This window comes from Pseudomonas sp. PDM10 (assembly GCF_014852295.1).
Classification (GTDB): Bacteria; Pseudomonadota; Gammaproteobacteria; order Pseudomonadales; family Pseudomonadaceae; genus Aquipseudomonas.
The window spans coordinates 153,260-172,618 of record NZ_JACVBJ010000006.1 but is presented as its reverse complement, the minus strand read 5'-3'; the positions used below and the strand labels follow the sequence as shown (position 1 = coordinate 172,618).

At 59.7% G+C, this 19,359-nt stretch carries 17 protein-coding genes and 1 pseudogene; 8 read left to right on the top strand and 10 right to left on the bottom strand.

The features are described 5' to 3' along the window. Positions 1-144: 144 nt before the first annotated feature. The 5 genes from IB252_RS21210 to IB252_RS21190 all read left to right on the top strand — a co-directional run bounded on the left by IB252_RS21210 (position 145) and on the right by IB252_RS21190 (position 3,649). A complete protein-coding gene (locus tag IB252_RS21210) occupies positions 145-1,638 on the top strand; it encodes an RNA polymerase factor sigma-54 (RefSeq protein WP_033053633.1) in 1,494 nt (497 codons plus the stop codon). Between the two features lie 74 nt (positions 1,639-1,712). After that, the gene (gene hpf / locus IB252_RS21205; RefSeq protein ID WP_007941242.1) at positions 1,713-2,021 is read left to right on the top strand and encodes a ribosome hibernation-promoting factor, HPF/YfiA family; all 309 of its coding nucleotides are present in this window, start codon (positions 1,713-1,715) and stop codon (positions 2,019-2,021) included. 12 nt (positions 2,022-2,033) lie between these two features. Further along, positions 2,034-2,498, top strand: a complete 465-nt coding sequence (gene ptsN / locus IB252_RS21200) for a PTS IIA-like nitrogen regulatory protein PtsN (protein WP_111450406.1) — start codon at positions 2,034-2,036, stop codon at positions 2,496-2,498. Positions 2,499-2,500: 2 nt separating this feature from the next. Further along, positions 2,501-3,358 (top strand): RNase adapter RapZ, encoded by an 858-nt coding sequence (rapZ, locus tag IB252_RS21195; RefSeq protein WP_192410155.1) that lies wholly within the window; start codon positions 2,501-2,503, stop codon positions 3,356-3,358. A 15-nt stretch (positions 3,359-3,373) separates the two neighbouring features. Beyond that, positions 3,374-3,649 (top strand): HPr family phosphocarrier protein, encoded by a 276-nt coding sequence (locus IB252_RS21190; protein WP_111450408.1) that lies wholly within the window; start codon positions 3,374-3,376, stop codon positions 3,647-3,649. A 52-nt stretch (positions 3,650-3,701) separates the two neighbouring features. Here IB252_RS21190 and IB252_RS21185 read toward each other — a convergent pair. Further along, positions 3,702-3,887: pseudogene (locus IB252_RS21185) on the bottom strand (ZIP family metal transporter); the annotation flags it as partial. A gap of 214 nt (positions 3,888-4,101) precedes the next feature. Continuing rightward, the gene (pmbA, locus tag IB252_RS21180; protein WP_192410154.1) at positions 4,102-5,448 is read right to left on the bottom strand and encodes a metalloprotease PmbA; all 1,347 of its coding nucleotides are present in this window, start codon (positions 5,446-5,448) and stop codon (positions 4,102-4,104) included. Positions 5,449-5,556: 108 nt separating this feature from the next. On the opposite strand from pmbA, the gene yjgA reads away from it, so the two are divergent. Next, positions 5,557-6,081: a ribosome biogenesis factor YjgA gene (yjgA, locus tag IB252_RS21175; RefSeq protein ID WP_192410153.1), complete on the top strand. Its 525-nt coding sequence runs from the start codon at positions 5,557-5,559 to the stop codon at positions 6,079-6,081. 48 nt (positions 6,082-6,129) lie between these two features. Here the strand turns inward: yjgA and tldD are convergent, their stop codons facing one another. From tldD to mreB, 8 genes are all read right to left on the bottom strand, one after another. Then, entirely contained in the window at positions 6,130-7,572 is a 1,443-nt protein-coding gene (gene tldD, locus IB252_RS21170) for a metalloprotease TldD (protein WP_008148876.1), read from the bottom strand. A gap of 18 nt (positions 7,573-7,590) precedes the next feature. After that, positions 7,591-8,439, bottom strand: coding sequence for a carbon-nitrogen hydrolase family protein (locus IB252_RS21165; protein WP_111450510.1), 849 nt, complete (start codon positions 8,437-8,439; stop codon positions 7,591-7,593). Between the two features lie 78 nt (positions 8,440-8,517). Beyond that, positions 8,518-12,321, bottom strand: coding sequence for a YhdP family protein (locus IB252_RS21160; RefSeq protein ID WP_192410152.1), 3,804 nt, complete (start codon positions 12,319-12,321; stop codon positions 8,518-8,520). A 76-nt stretch (positions 12,322-12,397) separates the two neighbouring features. Continuing rightward, a complete protein-coding gene (rng, locus tag IB252_RS21155) occupies positions 12,398-13,855 on the bottom strand; it encodes a ribonuclease G (RefSeq protein WP_033058026.1) in 1,458 nt (485 codons plus the stop codon). 57 nt (positions 13,856-13,912) lie between these two features. Continuing rightward, positions 13,913-14,509, bottom strand: coding sequence for a Maf family protein (locus tag IB252_RS21150; RefSeq protein ID WP_192410151.1), 597 nt, complete (start codon positions 14,507-14,509; stop codon positions 13,913-13,915). Between the two features lie 43 nt (positions 14,510-14,552). Continuing rightward, positions 14,553-15,044, bottom strand: a complete 492-nt coding sequence (gene mreD / locus IB252_RS21145) for a rod shape-determining protein MreD (protein WP_111450412.1) — start codon at positions 15,042-15,044, stop codon at positions 14,553-14,555. Then, positions 15,044-16,201, bottom strand: a complete 1,158-nt coding sequence (gene mreC, locus IB252_RS21140) for a rod shape-determining protein MreC (RefSeq protein WP_192410374.1) — start codon at positions 16,199-16,201, stop codon at positions 15,044-15,046. Before mreC ends, mreD begins: the two co-directional genes overlap by 1 nt. A 142-nt stretch (positions 16,202-16,343) precedes the next feature. Beyond that, a complete protein-coding gene (mreB, locus tag IB252_RS21135; protein WP_002555108.1) occupies positions 16,344-17,381 on the bottom strand; it encodes a rod shape-determining protein MreB in 1,038 nt (345 codons plus the stop codon). A 214-nt stretch (positions 17,382-17,595) separates the two neighbouring features. On the opposite strand from mreB, the gene gatC reads away from it, so the two are divergent. Together gatC and gatA are read left to right on the top strand one after the other, a co-directional pair. After that, positions 17,596-17,883, top strand: a complete 288-nt coding sequence (gene gatC, locus IB252_RS21130) for an Asp-tRNA(Asn)/Glu-tRNA(Gln) amidotransferase subunit GatC (RefSeq protein ID WP_008026876.1) — start codon at positions 17,596-17,598, stop codon at positions 17,881-17,883. 16 nt (positions 17,884-17,899) lie between these two features. Further along, a complete protein-coding gene (gatA, locus tag IB252_RS21125) occupies positions 17,900-19,351 on the top strand; it encodes an Asp-tRNA(Asn)/Glu-tRNA(Gln) amidotransferase subunit GatA (RefSeq protein WP_111450414.1) in 1,452 nt (483 codons plus the stop codon). Positions 19,352-19,359: the final 8 nt, after the last annotated feature.

Sequence of the window (19,359 nt, the reverse complement as noted above, 5' to 3'; positions counted from 1 at the left end):
ATAAAAAATCAACATTTTTTTATTGTTACAGCGCTCTAGGCAAACGCTGCAGTTTCGGGCATATAATTTGCTTATGTTTGGCGCTCCGGCGCCCTGTAGTGGATGGCGCATGTGCGCCGGCGAATAAGGTGTTAAGCCCCTGCCATGAAACCATCGCTAGTCTTGAGAATGGGCCAGCAGCTGACGATGACACCGCAGCTGCAACAGGCCATCCGCCTGCTCCAATTGTCGACCCTGGACCTGCAACAGGAAATCCAGGAGGCCCTGGAGTCCAATCCGATGCTCGAACGCCAGGAAGAAGGCGACGACTTCGATAACGCCGACCCCTTGGCCGATAAAGCCGAACAGCAACCTAACGCCGACATTCAGGAACCCTCCTACCAGGAAACCGCCCCGACGGTTGATAACCTCGAGGAAGGCGACTGGAACGAGCGCATCCCCAACGAACTGCCCGTCGATACCGCGTGGGAAGACGTCTACCAGACCAGCGCCAGCAGCCTGCCAAGCAACGATGACGACGAGTGGGACTTCACCACCCGGACATCGGCCGGCGAAAGCCTGCAAAGCCACCTGCTGTGGCAGCTGAACCTGGCCCCGATGTCCGACACCGATCGCCTGATCGCCGTGACCCTGATCGACTGCATCAACAATCAGGGCTATCTGGACGAAACCCTCGAGGAGATTCTCGAAGCCTTCGACCCGGAACTGGACATCGAACTGGACGAAATCGAAGCCGTCCTGCACCGCATCCAGCAATTCGAACCCGCTGGCATCGGCGCCCGCAACCTGGGCGAATGCCTGCTGCTGCAATTGCGCCAGTTACCCGCCAAGACGCCTTGGCTGGTCGAGGCCAAACGCCTGGTCACCGATTACATCGACCTGCTCGGCAGCCGCGATTACAGCCAGCTGATGCGTCGCATGAAGCTCAAGGAAGACGAACTGCGCCAGGTGATTGAACTGGTGCAGAGCCTCAACCCGCGCCCAGGCTCGCAAATCGAGTCCAGCGAAGCCGAATACGTCGTTCCCGACGTGATCGTACGCAAGGACAACGAGCGCTGGCTGGTGGAGCTGAACCAGGAATCCGTGCCACGACTGCGGGTCAACGCTCAATACGCCGGTTTCGTGCGCCGCGCCGACACCAGCGCCGACAACACCTTCATGCGCAATCAGTTGCAAGAGGCCCGCTGGTTCATCAAGAGCCTGCAAAGCCGCAACGAAACCCTGATGAAAGTAGCCACTCAGATCGTCGAGCATCAGCGTGGTTTTCTTGAATACGGCGACGAAGCCATGAAACCGCTGGTCCTGCATGACATCGCTGAAGCGGTGGGCATGCACGAGTCGACGATTTCACGGGTGACCACGCAGAAATTCATGCATACCCCACGGGGCATATATGAACTGAAATACTTTTTTTCCAGCCACGTCAGCACCTCCGAGGGCGGTGAATGCTCATCCACGGCGATCCGCGCGATCATCAAAAAACTGGTTGCCGCGGAAAATCAGAAAAAGCCGTTGAGTGACAGCAAGATCGCTGGTTTACTGGAGGCACAAGGCATTCAGGTGGCTCGCCGCACCGTCGCCAAGTACCGCGAATCCCTCGGGATCGCGCCTTCGAGCGAACGCAAGCGGTTGATGTAGAGCCACGCCACAGCGTTCCAGTGGCAGGCATTTCTGCCTGCCGCTTTATGCACTGGCAACGAAGGAGAAGCTGTATGCAAGTCAACATCAGTGGACACCAACTGGAAGTGACCGAACCTCTTCGCACCTACATCGGCGAAAAACTCGAACGATTAGAGAGGCATTTCGACAAGATCACCAACGTGCAGGTCACGATGACGGTCGAAAAGCTCAAGCAGAAAATCGAAGCCACGCTGCATATTCCCGGCAATGAAGTGGTCGCAAACGCGGAGCATACCGATATGTACGCGGCGATCGACGCACTGACCGACAAGCTGGATAAACAACTCAAAAAGCATAAGGAAAAGACCCAAAGCCTCCTCCAGGGCGCGACCGGTCGTTAACACTCCCAACCCATGATCCGACTTGAAAGCATCCTGACCCCCGGCCGTTCCCTCGTGAACGTGCCGGGCGGCAGTAAAAAGAAAGCCCTTGAGCAAATTGCCAACCTTATCCACAAAGAAGTGCCGGATCTGGAGATGCAAGATGTCTTCGAGGCTCTGATTGCCCGTGAAAAGCTCGGCTCAACCGGTTTTGGCAACGGCATCGCCATTCCCCATTGCCGCCTGAAGGGCTGCACCTCGCCCATCAGTGCCCTGATGCACCTTGATGCACCTATCGATTTCGACGCCATCGACGGCGCCCCGGTTGACCTGCTGTTCGTTCTGCTGGTCCCGCAAGCCGCTACCGATGCGCACCTGGAGTTACTGCGCCAGATCGCCAGCATGCTCGACCGCAAGGAAGTGCGCGAAAAACTGCGCAGTGCCTCGAGCAATGAAGCCTTGTATCAGGTTGTCCTGGACGAGCAAAACGGTCATTAATCATGCGCTTGATCATCGTCAGTGGCCGCTCCGGCTCAGGTAAAAGTACCGCACTCGATGTTCTCGAGGACAACGGCTACTACTGCATCGACAACCTGCCCGCCGGTCTGCTGCCGGAACTGGCCGAACGTGCGTTAATCCACACTGAGCTGGCGCAACCGCTGGTTGCCGTATCGATCGATGCGCGTAACTTGCCGAGTCACTTGTCGCGGTTTCCCGAACTGCTGGAAGAAGTGCGCAGCCGGCATATCCAGTGTGATGTGCTTTATCTGGACGCCGACGAAGAAACCTTGCTCAAACGCTTCTCGGAAACCCGCCGTCGTCACCCGCTGAGCAATGCCAATCGCTCGCTGGCCGAGGCCATCAACGATGAGACTGCTCTGCTCGGGCCGATTGCAGACCTCGCCGATCTCAAAGTAAACACCACCAACCTGAACCTGTATCAGCTGCGAGATACCATCAAGCTGCGGCTGTTGAACCAGCCGGAATCCGGTACGGCGTTCCTGGTGGAGTCTTTCGGTTTCAAGCGTGGCATGCCGGTGGACGCTGATCTGGTGTTCGACGTGCGCTGCCTGCCGAACCCTTACTGGAAGCCAGAGTTGCGCGATCAATCCGGGCTCGACCAACCGGTTGCCGATTACCTGGCGGCACAGCCGGACGTCGAAGAGATGTTCCAGGACATCTCCACCTACTTGTTAAAATGGCTACCCCGTTTTGCCGCCAGCAACCGCGCTTATGTCACCATTGCCATTGGCTGCACCGGCGGCCATCACCGCTCCGTCTACCTGACCGAACGTCTGGGCCAGGCCCTGCAAAAATCCCTGAAGAACGTCCAGGTTCGCCACCGCGACCTCAGCTAAAGGATTCACACCGCGATGCCTGCTCTGGAAATTGAAATCATCAACAAGCTGGGCCTGCATGCCCGCGCTTCTGCAAAATTCGTTGGCGTCGCCGGTGAGTTCAAGGATTGCACGATCAGAGTAGGACGCACGCCGGAATCCACGGTCGACGGAAAAAGCATCATGGCAATGATGATGCTCGCTGCGGGCAAGGGCACCAAAATCTACCTGAGCACCGAAGGCGAACAGGCTGATGAGGCGCTGCAGGCATTGGTGAATTTGATCAATGACTACTTCGGCGAAGGCGAGTAACACTCGCCCTGTAGCAGCTGCCGAAGGCTGCTACAAAGTTCGTGTTCAGTCGCTAAGCCAACGCCGTATCCATCACCATCATCAAGCAAAACCCGATCAGCAGCCCAAGACTTGCAAGCTTGTCGTGACCATTGCGGCGCGACTCGGGAATGACTTCATGGGTGACCACCAGCAACATTGCTCCGGCCGCCAGCGCCAACCCCAAGGGCAGCAACAATTCAGCCAGGCTCACCAGCCAGTGCCCATAGCCAGCCCTGGATGGTTTTGGCAGAAGTCTTAAACCAGCGCAGCCTGATAGCGCGTAGCGACTTCAGGCCAATCAATCACGCTGTAGAACGACCTCAGGGACGCCATCGCCGGCAAGCCGTGCTCCCACAGGGATGGTGCATGGCGCATTAAAAAAGGCGCGCCACCTGGTGGGTGACGCGCCTTTTTTGCTTAGCGGTAAGGGTTTAGCTACCCGCCACCGTCATCCGCTCGATCAGCACCGAACCTGTGCGAATGTTGCTGCGCAGCTCCAGGTCATTACCGACCGCAACGATCTGTTTGAACATGTCGCGCATGTTGCCGGCGATGGTCACTTCCTGGACCGCAAACTGGATTTCGCCATTCTCGACCCAGTACCCCGCCGCGCCGCGGGAGTAATCGCCAGTGACCATGTTCAGGCCCTGGCCCATCAATTCAGTCACCAGCAGGCCGCGACCCATGCGGCGTAGCAAGGCTGCCTGGTCTTCGTCACCATGGGTGACAAACAGGTTGTGCACACCACCAGCGTTGGCGGTGCTCGGCATCCCGAGCTTACGGCCGGAGTATGTGCCGAGAATGTATGAGACCAACTCGCCTTTTTCGACGAATGGTTTGGCGTAAGTGGCCAGACCATCGCCATCGAACGCCGAACTGCCCAGCGCGCGCATCAGGTGCGGGCGCTCATCGATGGTCAGCCATTCCGGGAACAGTTTCTGCCCCAGCGTGCCCTCAAGGAACGAGGATTTGCGATACAGGCTGCCGCCGGAAATCGCCGAGAGGAAACTGCCGAACAATCCACCGGCAAGTTCCGCGGAAAACAGCACCGGCACTTCGCAGGTCGGCACCGGACGCGCGCCCAGACGGCTCGCCGCCCGTTGCGCGGCACGCTGGCCGATGCTCACCGGGTCGGCCAGCAAGTTGCCCTGGCGGTTCACGTCGTACCAGTAATCGCGCTGCATCTGGCCGTCGGCCTCGGCGATCATCACGCAGCTCAAGCTGTGCCGGGTCGACGCGTAACTGCCGATAAAACCGTGGCTGTTACCGTAGACACGGCAGCCCTGATGGGTGCTGAGGGTGGTGCCATCGGCGTTCTTGATCCGGCTGTCGGTGGCAAACGCCGCCGCTTCACAGGCCAGGGCCTGCTCGATGGCTTGTTCCGGGGTAATGTCCCATTCGTGGAACAGGTCGAAATCCTGCATATCCTTGGCCATCAGCGCAGCGTCCGCCAGGCCCGAAGCTTCGTCTTCAGACGTGTGCCTGGCGATGGCCAGCGCGGCGGCGACGGTTTCGCGAATCGCCTCCGGACCGCTGGCGGACGTGCTGGCCGAGCCCTTGCGCTGACCAACGTACAAGGTGATGCCGAAACCCTGATCGCGGTTGAATTCGACGGTTTCGACTTCACGCTGACGAACGGAGGTGGAAAGGCCCTGCTCCAGGGACACCGCCACTTCACAGGCACTGGCGCCCTGACACTTGGCTTCAGCGATGATCTGCTCGACTTGTTCTTGCAGTGCCGGCAACGCTTGTGGGCCGACGCTTTCAACTGCACTCATGCTGTTCTCCACTCAAATTCTGCTTTCGGCTAGGGCCTTCGAGCGACCGGGCCGGACAAGCGGCCCCCGACTGGTTATCATGGCGGCGTTTCTTTGCGGACGGCCACCATGGTTGATTCTTACGACGACTCCCTCGATACGGGAGAAAAAAGCAAATCCCAGGTTAAACGCGAGCTTCATGCTCTGGTTGACCTCGGCGAGCGCCTTACAACGCTCAAGCCTGACTTGCTGGCAAAACTGCCGTTGACCGACGCTATGCGCCGGGCACTGGCTGATGCGCCCAAGCACACCGCGAATATCGCGCGTAAACGGCACCTTGGCTTCATCGGCAAACTGATGCGCGATCAGGACACTGACGCCATTCTGACGCTGCTCGATCAACTCGATGCCTCCACTCGGCAGTACAACGAACGGTTCCATGGCCTGGAACGCTGGCGCGATCGCTTGATCGCGGGAGACGATGCGGTCCTGGAGAAGTTCGTGGTCGACTTCCCGGAGGCTGATCGCCAACAATTGCGCTCCCTGATCCGTCAGGCCCAGCACGAACTGGCGACCAACAAGCCACCGGCATCGAGCCGTAAAATCTTCAAGTACATCCGTGAGCTGGACGAGACTCAACGCGGTTTGCGTTAAATCTCGAATCGGGTGAGTCGCTACGCGATTCACCCGAAGCTCCATCCCTCAAGATCCTGTGCCACCCACAGTGATCGCATCGATTTTCAGCGTTGGCTGGCCGACACCCACCGGCACCGACTGCCCATCCTTGCCACACGTCCCCACGCCGCTGTCCAGCGCCAGATCGTTACCGACCATCGACACCTTGCTCATGGCTTCAGGGCCATTGCCGATCAACGTCGCGCCTTTGACCGGGGCCGTAATCTTGCCGTCTTCGATCAGGTACGCCTCGCTGGTGGAGAACACGAACTTGCCACTGGTGATGTCCACCTGACCGCCGCCGAGGTTGGCGCAGTAGATGCCGCGTTTCACCGAGGCGATGATTTCTGCCGGATCGCTTTCGCCCGCCAGCATGTAGGTGTTGGTCATGCGCGGCATTGGCAGGTGCGCGTAGGATTCGCGACGACCGTTACCGGTACGGGCCACGCCCATCAGACGGGCGTTGAGTTTGTCCTGCATGTAGCCTTTGAGTACGCCGTTTTCGATCAGTGTCGTGCACTCGGTCGGGGTGCCTTCATCATCGACGCTCAGGGAACCGCGACGACCGGCCAGCGTGCCATCATCGACGATGGTGCAAAGTTTGGACGCAACCATCTCGCCCATGCGCCCGCTGTAGGCCGAACTGCCCTTGCGGTTGAAGTCGCCTTCCAGACCGTGGCCGACCGCTTCGTGCAGCAGCACGCCGGACCAGCCGGAACCCAATACCACCGGCAACGTACCGGCCGGCGCAGGAATGGCTTCCAGATTCACCAACGCCTGACGCAGCGCTTCACGGGCGTAACTCATGGCGCGGTCATCGCTGAGGAAATAACGGTAATCGGTACGACCGCCACCGCCATGACCGCCGCGTTCACGGCGACCATTCTGCTCGACGATCACGCTGACGTTAAAACGTACCAGCGGCCGTACATCGGCGGCCAGGCCGCCGTCAGTGGAGGCCACAAGGATTCGTTCCCAGACGCCGGCCATGCTCACGGTGACTTGCTGAATACGCGGGTCGAGGGCGCGAGTCGCGACGTCGATACGCTTGAGCAGTTCGACCTTCTCGGCACGGGTCATCACTTCCAACGGGTTGTCCGGCCCGTATAACTGGGCGACATCCTGAGTCGTGAAGGCTTGCACCGTGCCGTTCTGACCGGCACGAGAGATCGAGCGTGCAGCACGGGCCGCGGCGCCGAGGGCTTCAAGGGTAATGGCATTGCTGTAGGCAAAACCGGTTTTCTCACCCGATTGCGCTCGCACGCCGACACCTTGGTCGAGATTGAAGCTGCCTTCCTTGACGATCCCGTCCTCCAGCGCCCAGGACTCGGAAATCTGCCCCTGGAAATACAGGTCGGCGGCATCGATGCCCGGGCCGGCCAGATCGCCGAGCACACCTTGCAGGCTCTCGATTGTTACGCCGCCGGGCGCCAGGAGGTGTTCACTGACTGAGGACAACAACTCGCTCATATGCTTTACGCCTTAAATTCATCGTTCTGAGGCAGGTCGCTGTGCGCCCTGCGAGAAAAAACGCCGGTGACTGGACACCGGCATCCGCGCCCTGATGGACGCCTGTTCGCTGCTATCGCGTTCGGCCAGCAGCACGGCCTCGCCTTGATCCTGTTGCGCCAGCACACGTCCCCACGGGTCGATAATCGCGGCATGGCCAAAGGTTTCTCGCGGCCCCGGATGCGTCCCACCCTGGGCAGCCGCGAGCACATAACATTGGGTTTCGATGGCCCGCGCGCGAATCAACACCTCCCAATGCGCCGCACCGGTCACCGCGGTAAAGGCCGACGGCGCGGTAATCAACTCGGCACCCGCAGCGCGTAATTCACTGTACAGCTCCGGGAAGCGCAGGTCGTAACACACCGTCAATCCGACTCGACCGACGGGCGTGTCCGCCACAACGACCCCACTGCCATAAGCATAGTCATCGGATTCGCGATAACGCCCGCGATTGTCCGCCACATCAACGTCGAAGAGGTGCAACTTGTCATACCGTGCAACGGTTTCGCCGTGGTCATCCACCAGCAGCGAGCAGGCATGCACTTTGGCCGTCGGCTGATCCACCGGTGGCAACGGCAACGTGCCGGCCACTATCCATAACTTGAGGTCGCGGGCGGTCTGTTTCAACCATGGCAGGATTGGGCCTTCGCCCAACGCCTCGGCGCGGCCGATGTCGGCGATGTCGCGACGGCCCATGGCGGCGAAGTTTTCTGGAAGCACAGCCAGCTGCGCGCCACCGGCTGCCGCTTGCTCAAGCAGCCGACGGGCCTGGGCCAGATTGACCAGCACATCGCTCTGGCTGACCATTTGAATTACCGCAAAAGACATGGCCTTTTCCTGATCTGGAATCAACATATACAGGGGACTTACGGCCATGCTACTCCATCGGCCTGAGGCGTGGCGTTGTCAAAAAGGCTTGTCGAAGGTGATTTTCGGCTCTTTCCACGGCCCCTTGACGGTGTATTGGACGCTGGCGTAACGCGCCACACGGTCACCGATCAGCTTATCGATCAGGAACAGCGCGCCGCCAATAGCCGGTGCACCGACGATCAGCGCGGCAATCGGCAGGTTGTTGGTCACAGGCAACGTCACCAGCAACTTGGCATCGATCTGGTCACCCACCAGGTTCAGAGTGCCGTTGAGCTCAACATTGCTCGACGGGCCGGTCATCTGGATCGGCTCCTTGGTCACGTAAACGCCGTTGGTCGCGACCAACAAACCCTTGACCCGGTCATAACTCAGGCCTTTGCCAAACAAGTCAGAGAAGTCCAGACGCAGACGGCGACCGATGGAGTTGAAGTTGAGCAGGCCAAATACCCGCAGGGCCTGGGCGCTGCCCTCGACTTCAACAAACTGGCCTTTATTGAGCGACGCATCGAGGGTGCCGGAGAACCGCTTGCTGGCCAGCCAAGCCGGAGAACCCGGCCAGCGACCATCAACATCCATATGAAAATTTTCACTGGTGACACTCGGCGCAAAGCCCCAGCCCTTTAGTACATCGGCGAGATTCTTGCCGCTGATCCGGCCCTTGTACCAACTGCTGCTGGAACCGGGCACACCTTCCCAACCGCCGCTGCCCTGCAGGAGAATGCCCTTGAGGCCCAGATCCAGCATATTAAGCGCAATGCCCTTGGCGGTCGGACGGACTTTCAGATACCAGGCCCCGACGAGGTCCTTGCCCTGGAACAGCTGATTGATGGTGATATCCAGTGCCGGGATCTTCGTCGGATCCACCGAGGCCAGCGGATCCGGCGAGTTTTCGTCGGCCAGGACCGTCGGGTCTGGCGCCGGCAAACGCACGTATTGCAGATTGATCGCAATCGGAGCGGCTTTCGCATCGGGGATGCTGGCATTGCCCTTGACCTGCTGACTGTCGAGTTGCAAGGCCCACGCGGCAGGTTTGCGGTTCAACTGCACCGACGCCTGATCGAGCGTGGTGCCGACACCGCTGAGTTTGCCGACCTGGAGGTCCGCGCTGCTGAGCAACTGTTTGGCGTTACCGCCCGGATCCTGGCCGGCGTACTTGTCTACCAGGTCCTTCCAGGGGCCGACATCCAGTTCCGACAGCACACCGCGTACCCGCAGGCCTTTGGCACCGGGTAGCACGGCATTGCCGCCCCCCAGGAACAACTCGCCACGACCGTCGGCAAAGTTACCGGGCGGCGCCGCAAACGTGAAGTTCGCCAGCTCACCGTAGTTGACCCAGTAGCGACGCTCGGGTCCCTGCAGGGTCATGCGGAACGTGGTGTCGCGGCCAATGTCGGCCGCCATGCCGAACGGTGCCGGCAAATCGATTGCTACACCCTTGAGGTTGGAGCTGACCATCAATTGACTGTCGGCCCCATAAAGGTTCAGTTGCAGCTGATAAGGGATCACACCGGACACTGGCAACGGCTGAGTAACATTCAGCCAGTCAGTCAGTTTCTTGACCTCGACCAGGCCGGAGCCGACGACGCGAGTCTTGAGGTTGCCGGGGCCGCCATCGGCGAAAATCTGTGCGGTAACCGGTTTATCAAAGGCGCGCGCGGTGATGTTTTGCCCGCTCAACCCCTTGGTGCTGTCGAAACGGAAATCGCCCTTGAGTTGAGTCAGCTCCAGCGTTGGCTCGGCCAGTTTCAGACGAGCCTTGGCGGTATTGAAGTCGACGAGGATCTTGGGCTGCTCGCCTTTGACCAATGGAATGTCCAGTTTCAGTTTGCCCCGCAGATCGCCCTCGCCTTCCCAACCGGCAAAGGTGGCTGCGGTGCCGATCGGCGCTTCCTGGAGAATATTCAGGCCATCGCCCAACCCGCCGGCGAATCCGCCGTCAAGGAACAGATGGACGCTTTGCCCCGCTGGCACATGGGGAATATTGACGTAAATGTCGCTGACCTGGGTATTGAGCAGTTGACCCTTGCTGGCCAGGATCCGTACACCGCTGTCTTCAACAAACACGTCACCGGTGACATTACTGACATGTGGCCAGCCTGGCTGGAAGGCCAGTTCGGCATCGTGAACCTTGAAGAACAGGCTGATGCTGCGCGCAGTCTCGTCGGCCCCATGGTTCAGCGAACCCTGGTACTGGAAGAAACCTTCGTCCACCGCACCTTTGAGAATCGCCGTACGCAGCCACTCGTCCAGCCCCGGGCTGAGCATTGTCGGCAAATACTTGGCGGTGTAACGACCGTCGCCGTCCACCAGACCGACCCGCAGGTCCATGTAGTCTTCCTGGGTGTGGTCGAAATGCAGGCGGATCAGGAAGTCGCCAGCAATCTTGCCCTCCTCGCCCAGCACCTTCAGGTACGGCGCGATCAAGGTGAAGGCTTCTTTATCGAGTTTCCAGGTCAGCCGGGCATTGGCCTGAATGTACTGCCATGGCTTGGCGAAGATCGGGTCCAGGTGCAGGGAAAAATCCTTGCTGTCCATGCGCAGCTCACCACCGCCCAGATCACCGCTGATGCTGCCACTGACATTTCGCGCCGCCGGAGCGCCGTGATAGGCATCGAAGCCGACCCGATCCAGATTGGCGGCAAAGCTGAACTTGCTGTCGTCGGTGGCATTAGGCCGGAAGTCGATCAGCACATTGCGCAGGCCACCGGTCACTTTGAGTCGCTCGACGGCCGTAGCAATCTCTTCGGGCAGCGGCCCCAAGGCATTCAGTATCGGGGTGATCGGGGTGAGGTCGAGACGGTCGGCTTGCAGATGCCAAAGCTCTTCAGTCTTGTCGGTCGCCGCGTTTTGTTTGAGTTGCAGATGCGATTCCCAGCGGGTCTCGCCAAGGCTCATGGCCAGCGAATCCAGGGTGATCAGGGCGCCTTCGGAACTGCGCTGGAAATAGCCATTGAGCGCCAGATTGTTGATCTGGATCGGCTTGCGCTCGGCGTACGCACCCTTGAGTTGCGGCGCGTTCAAGCGAATCGCAGCACTCTGCAGGTCGCCCTTGTTCCAGTTCACCCACAGCTCGCCGCCAGCCTTGAGCTCGGAAAAATTCCATTGTTGGGTCAGGCGCTCAGGCAACCATTTCGACCAGTCGCTTTGCGGCAGGCTCAAATAAGCTTCAGCCTCGCCGTCTTTCCATTCGCTGGCGCGCAGGCGGGTACGCAGACTGAGGGCCACCGGTTGTCCATCGGGCAGGGTCAAGCGGGCGTCGAGTCGCTGACGGGAGGCCCCGGTTTTCAGATTCAAGCCGACGTAAGTCAGGGTCAGCGGCTGCTCTTGCAGCGGCTGCAAAGTGACTTGGCTATCGAGTACCGACAGTTGCTGAACCATCTGCATGCGATTGAGCAATTGCTCAGGATCCAGCGGCTGATCCTGCTGCACCGGCAAACCTTCCAGCGCCCAATGACCGTCCTCGCTTTCCTTGAGGCTGATCTTCAGGCCGCTGAGTTCCAGGTGAGCGATGCGCACTTCGCGCGCCATCAGACTGGCCCAAAGATCCGGCACCGCGCGCACCTGATCCAGACGCAAGGCATTGGCGCCCTCGCCAACCATCACGTCGTGAGCCAGCATGATCGGAGCAAAACCGCTCCAGTTACCTTCCAGTTCACCGATACTCAGCGGCATACCCAAGGCAGCGCTGGCTTTGGCTTCGACTTCGGCACGGTACTCGGCCACCAGCGGGGTCAGCTCGCGGCCGAGGCTGACGTATAACGCCAACAACACCAACACCAACGCACACAGCCCCAGCCCCCAGCGGGTCAGTGCGGCCAAAATGCGTGTCAGACGTTCCATGTCAGTTGGCTCCCATGGCAAAAATACTGCAAAAAGCTGAGGCCAGCCGTTCTAACAGGGTTTGAAACATACCGATTCAGAGCAGCACCACGTCGTATTGTTCCTGGGAATACATGGTTTCCACCTGGAATCGGATGGTGCGTCCGATAAAACCTTCGAGCTCGGCGACATTGCCCGACTCTTCATCGAGCAATCGGTCGACCACTTTCTGGTTGGCCAATACACGATAGCCTTCAGCCTGATAGGCGCGAGCTTCTCGGAGGATTTCGCGGAAAATCTCGTAGCAAACGGTTTCCGGTGTCTTGAGCTTGCCGCGGCCCTGACAGCTGCTGCACGGTTCGCACAGTACTTGTTCAAGACTTTCGCGGGTGCGCTTGCGAGTCATCTGCACCAGGCCCAACTCGGTGATGCCGATGATATTGGTCTTGGCGTGATCGCGTTCCAGTTGCTTCTCGAGCGTGCGCAGCACCTGACGCTGGTGCTCTTCATCTTCCATGTCGATGAAGTCGATGATAATGATCCCGCCCAGGTTGCGCAGGCGCAGCTGGCGAGCAATGGCGGTCGCGGCTTCGAGGTTGGTCTTGAAAATGGTTTCTTCGAGGTTGCGATGACCGACGAACGCCCCGGTGTTGACGTCGATGGTGCTCATGGCTTCCGCCGGATCGACCACCAGGTAACCGCCGGATTTCAGCGGGACTTTGCGTTCCAGGGCTTTCTGGATTTCGTCTTCGACGCCGTACAGGTCGAAGATCGGCCGCTCGCCCGGGTAATGCTCAAGACGATCGGCGATTTCTGGCATCAGCTCGGCGACGAACTGCGTGGTTTTCTGGAAGGTTTCCCGGGAGTCGATCCGGATCTTCTCGATCTTCGGGCTCACCAGGTCCCGCAAGGTTCGCAGCGCCAGACCAAGGTCTTCGTAGATCACACTCGGCGCGCTGATGGTTTTGATCTGCTCGTTGATCTGATCCCAGAGACGACGCAGGTAGCGAATGTCCATGAGGATTTCATCGGCACCGGCACCTTCGGCAGCGGTACGCAGGATGAAGCCACCCGCCTCTTGAATGCCTTCTTTGGCCACGCAATCAGTGACCACTTGTTTGAGACGTTCGCGCTCGGCTTCGTCTTCGATCTTCAACGAAATGCCAACGTGTGCGGTGCGCGGCATGTACACCAGATAACGCGATGGAATCGACAACTGAGTCGTCAGCCGTGCGCCTTTTGAGCCGATCGGGTCCTTGGTGACTTGCACCACCAGGCTCTGACCTTCGTGAACCAGCGCGCTGATGCTCTCGACCGCAGGGCCTTCGCGCAGGGAGATTTCCGAGGCATGAATGAACGCGGCGCGGTCCAGGCCGATGTCGACGAAGGCCGCCTGCATGCCGGGCAATACCCGCACGACCTTGCCTTTATAGATGTTGCCGACGATCCCGCGCTTTTGCGTGCGCTCGACGTGGACCTCTTGCAGAACACCGTTTTCAACCACCGCCACGCGCGATTCCATCGGCGTGATGTTGATCAGGATCTCTTCACTCATGGCAGGGTCTCGTTCAGGCATGTTCACGATAATGGCCGCATCTTGTCAGTACGACGCTCAACGCGCGTTAAGGGTTTGCCAACAGGGTATGCCGAAATGGCCGAGCAGCTCAGCGGTTTCGCACAGCGGTAACCCGACCACCGCCGAGTAACTGCCATTGAGTCCGGCGACGAACACCGCGCCGAGCCCTTGAATGCCATAGCCGCCGGCCTTGTCCTGCGGCTCGCCGCTGGCCCAGTAGGCCACCGCTTCGTCGCGACTGATGTGGCGAAAGCGCACCAGACTGCGCACCACCCGAGACTCGCAACGCTCACCGTCTCGAACCGCAATCGCCGTCAGGACTTCATGTTCACACCCGGACAACATCATAAGCATGGCGCACGCCTCGGCTTCGTCCACCGGCTTGCCGAGAATTTTCCCGTCCAGCACCACGGCGGTATCGGCACCCAGCACGCAAGAGTCTGCGTCGGACACGACCGCGCCGCGTCCGGCCTTGGCTTTGCCGCGCGCCAGGCGTTCGACATAGGCCGACGGGGATTCATTGTTTAAAGGGGTTTCATCGATGTCCGCGCTGATGGCGGTGAACGGCACGCCGATCTGCGTGAGCAGTTCACGCCGACGCGGCGAGCCTGAGGCGAGGTACAGCTGTTTCATCAAGACATCTCCCTGTCGAGGTGCGGGCAAATGCCTGACCGAATTAATTGATTTTGTAGCGTCGACGCAAACCGCGCAAACCGTAGCTGATCCATGGCCAGAGCAATGCGCTGACCAGTGCCGGCAAGACCAGCGCCAGTGTCGGCTGACGATTGCCGGTCAGGGCGCTGAGCCATAGTTGAACAAGCTGCGCGAGGCCGAAAATCACCAGGATCACCAGGCTCTGTTGCCACATCGGAAACATGCGCAGACGCTGTTGCAGCGCCAGCACCAGGTACGTGATCAGCGTCAGGATCAATGCGTTCTGCCCCAGCAGCGTGCCGTAGAGCACGTCTTCGGCCAGGCCCAGGCACCACGCGGTGACCATCCCGACTTGCTGCGGCATGGCTAACGCCCAGAATGCCAGCAGCAAGGCCAGCCACAGTGGACGCAGGATTTCCATGAATTGTGGCAGCGGCGAAACGCTGAGCAGCATGCCTATGGCGAATGTCAGCCAGACCATCCAGCCGTTTCGGGAGGCAGTAGCACCAACCATTATTCTCGTCCCCCAGTGGTAGCCGGCGCAGAGACAGGCGGCTTGGCAGCAGGCTTCACGGCAGCAGGTTGCGTGGCCGGCGGTTTAGCGGCCGCAGGTTGCGCCGCGGGCGGCTTGCTGGCGGCAGGTTTCGCAGCAGCAGGATGAGTTACCGCAGGCTTGGGCGGGGTTGTGGCAGCAGGGGCAACCGTCGGTGCAACCGGAGTCACGGGTGCAGCAACAGCAGCCGGGACGATGCCTGTTTTCGGTACTGTCGCTGGAATGATCGGGCCACCACCGTGCTGATCCAAGGCTTCTTGAGCCTGGGCAGCTTCGTTGGCGCGCTCTTCGGCTGTGCGGCCGTCGGTGAACACCAGCAACAGGTAACGGCTGCGGTTCAAGGCGGCGGTCGGCACGGCGCGCACAATCGCGAACGGCTGACCGGAATCGTGAATAACTTCCTTGACCGTCGCTACCGGGTAACCCGCCGGGAACCGCTGCCCCAGACCCGAGCTGACCAGCAGATCGCCTTCCTTGATATCGGCGGTATCGGCTACGTGACGCAACTCCAGGCGTTCCGGGTTGCCGGTGCCGCTGGCAATCGCCCGCAGGCCGTTGCGGTTCACCTGCACCGGAATGCTGTGAGTGGTGTCGGTCAACAACAGCACACGAGAGGTGTACGGCATCAACTCGACCACCTGGCCCATCAAGCCACGGGCATCGAGTACCGGCTGACCGAGGATCACACCGTCGCGCTCGCCTTTATTGATGATGATGCGGTGGGTGAAGGGATTGGGGTCCATGCCTATCAGCTCGGCCACTTCGACTTTCTCGTTGACCAGCGCCGAGGAGTTGAGCAACTCGCGCAGCCGAACGTTCTGCTCGGTGAGGGCGGCAAGCTTTTGCATGCGGCCCTGCAACAGCAGGTTTTCGGTTTTGAGTTTTTCGTTTTCGGCGACGAGCTCGGTACGGCTGCCAAATTGGCTGGCCACACCCTGCCATAGCCGCTGCGGCAGGTCGGTGATCCAGTAAGACTGCATCAGCACCAGCGACATTTGGCTACGCACTGGCTTGAGCAGTGTGAAGCGGGCATCGACCACCATCAGCGCGACCGATAGCACGACCAGCACCAACAAGCGCACGCCCAGTGAAGGCCCTTTGGTGAAAAGCGGTTTAATAAGCCGCTCCTCCCAGGCAAATGTTCTCTTTATTCATACGGCATCAAACCGGCCTGGATGCAGACTGACAGAAGATAAACGCCAACAGGCAGCACTGCAAAGTGCTGCCTGCGCGCCAACAGCATAGATGCGTCGGGCGAGATCACTCGCTCGACAGCAGGTCCATGGTGTGCTTATCCATCATTTCCAACGCACGGCCACCGCCGCGAGCAACGCAGGTCAGCGGGTCTTCGGCAACGATTACCGGCAGACCGGTTTCCTGGGCCAGCAACTTGTCGAGGTCACGCAGCAAGGCGCCACCACCGGTCAGTACCAGGCCACGCTCGGCGATGTCGGAAGCCAGTTCCGGAGGCGATTGCTCCAGTGCACTTTTCACAGCCTGAACGATGGTGGCCAGGGACTCTTGCAGAGCTTCCAGCACTTCATTGGAGTTCAGGGTGAATGCGCGCGGAACGCCTTCGGCCAGGTTACGGCCACGAACGTCGACTTCACGAACTTCGCCGCCCGGGTAGGCAGTACCGATTTCCTGCTTGATGCGCTCGGCAGTGGATTCGCCGATCAGGCTGCCGTAGTTGCGACGCACGTAAGTGATGATCGCTTCGTCGAAGCGGTCGCCGCCAACCCGTACGGATTCAGCGTAAACCACACCGTTCAGGGAGATCAGCGCGATTTCAGTGGTACCACCACCGATATCGACAACCATCGAACCGCGAGCTTCTTCAACCGGCAGGCCGGCACCGATCGCAGCCGCCATTGGCTCTTCGATCAGGAACACTTCACGGGCACCGGCACCGAGGGCCGACTCACGGATGGCACGACGCTCAACCTGGGTGGATTTGCATGGAACGCAGATCAACACACGAGGGCTAGGCTGCAGGAAGCTGTTTTCGTGAACCTTGTTGATAAAGTACTGCAGCATCTTTTCGCAAACGCTGAAGTCGGCGATCACGCCATCCTTCATCGGACGAATGGCAGCAATGTTGCCCGGCGTACGGCCGAGCATGCGCTTTGCCTCGGTGCCGACAGCAACGACACTTTTCTGGTTACCGTGTGTCCGAATAGCCACAACCGAGGGCTCATTCAGGACGATACCGCGCTCGCGCACGTAAATAAGGGTGTTGGCAGTGCCCAGGTCAATGGAAAGATCGCTGGAAAACATGCCACGCAGTTTCTTGAACATGGGGAAAGGACCCTAGGCAACGCGTGGGTAAAAAAGTGCGGCAAACTCTAACAACGACAGGGATTTTGGGCAAGGCGCCAATATGTTAAATTGGCCGCTTTTCTGTGCACCAACCCCCACAATCGCGGCCTTATGACCGTAGAAATGCGGTAGTGTTCCGACAATCTAACACACGGATAGCATCCGTTCTGTTTTCCTTCCACTGGAGAATCCCATGACGCTTGAACGCTCCGACGTGGAAAAAATCGCTCATCTGGCCTGTCTGGGCCTTAATGATGCCGATCTTCCACACATCACTTCGGCCCTGAACAGCATTCTGGGGCTGGTCGACGAAATGCAGGCGGTCAATACCGACGGTATCGAGCCGCTCGCCCACCCACTGGAAGCCAGCCAGCGCCTGCGCGCAGACGTCGTGACCGAGACCAATCATCGCGAGGCCTATCAGTCCATCGCACCAGCGGTCGAAAACGGCCTGTACCTGGTTCCGAAAGTCATCGACTAAAGGGAAAGAGCCTGCAATGCATCAATTGACTCTGGCCGAGATCGCCCGCGGTCTCGCCGATAAAAAGTTTTCTTCCGAAGAGCTGACCAAAACCCTGCTGGCGCGTATCGCCCAGCTCGATCCGCAGCTCAACAGTTTCATCAGCCTCACCGAAGACCTGGCGCTCCAGCAGGCGAAAGCCGCTGACGCACGCCGGGCCAATGGTGAGAGCGGCGCCCTGCTCGGTGCGCCGATCGCCCATAAAGACCTGTTCTGCACCCAAGGCATCCGCACCAGTTGCGGCTCGAAGATGCTCGACAACTTTAAAGCACCGTACGACGCCACCGTGGTCGCCAAACTGGCTGCTGCCGGGGCCGTGACCCTGGGCAAGACCAACATGGACGAATTCGCCATGGGGTCGGCCAACGAGTCGAGCTACTACGGCGCAGTGAAAAACCCGTGGAACCTGGAATACGTGCCCGGCGGCTCGTCTGGTGGTTCGGCTGCTGCGGTTGCCGCTCGTCTGTTGCCAGCGGCAACGGGCACCGACACCGGCGGTTCGATTCGTCAGCCCGCCGCGCTGACCAACCTGACCGGCCTGAAACCGACGTACGGTCGTGTTTCGCGCTGGGGCATGATCGCCTACGCATCCAGTCTCGATCAGGGCGGCCCGTTGGCGCGCACGGCCGAAGACTGCGCGATCCTGCTGCAAGGTATGGCCGGTTTCGACCCGCAAGACTCCACCAGCATCGACGAGCCCGTGCCGGATTACAGCGCCGGCCTCAACGGTTCGCTGCAAGGCCTGCGCATCGGCGTTCCTAAGGAATATTTCAGCGCCGGTCTCGACCCGCGCATTGCCGAGCTGATCCACAACAGCGTCAAGGAGCTCGAAAAGCTCGGTGCCGTGGTCAAGGAAATCAGCCTGCCGAACATGCAGCACGCGATCCCTGCGTACTACGTGATCGCCCCGGCAGAGGCGTCTTCCAACCTGTCGCGTTTCGATGGCGTACGTTTCGGCTATCGCTGCGAAGACCCGAAAAACCTGATCGACCTGTACAAGCGTTCCCGTGGCGAAGGTTTCGGCCCGGAAGTGCAGCGCCGGATCATGGTCGGTGCCTACGCGCTGTCGGCCGGTTACTACGACGCCTACTACCTGAAGGCGCAGAAAATTCGTCGCCTGATCAAGAACGACTTCATGGCAGCCTTTAATGAGGTCGACATCATCCTCGGCCCAACCACGCCAAACCCGGCCTGGAAGCTTGGCGCCAAGAGCAGCGACCCGGTTGCTGCGTACTTGGAAGACGTCTACACCATCACCGCCAACCTCGCCGGTCTGCCGGGCTTGTCCATGCCAGCCGGTTTTGTCGATGGTCTGCCGGTCGGCGTGCAATTGCTCGCCCCGTATTTCCAGGAAGGCCGTTTGCTCAACGTTGCGCACCAGTATCAGTTGAACACTGACTGGCACACCCGCACCCCAACCGGCTTCTGAGGAGAAAC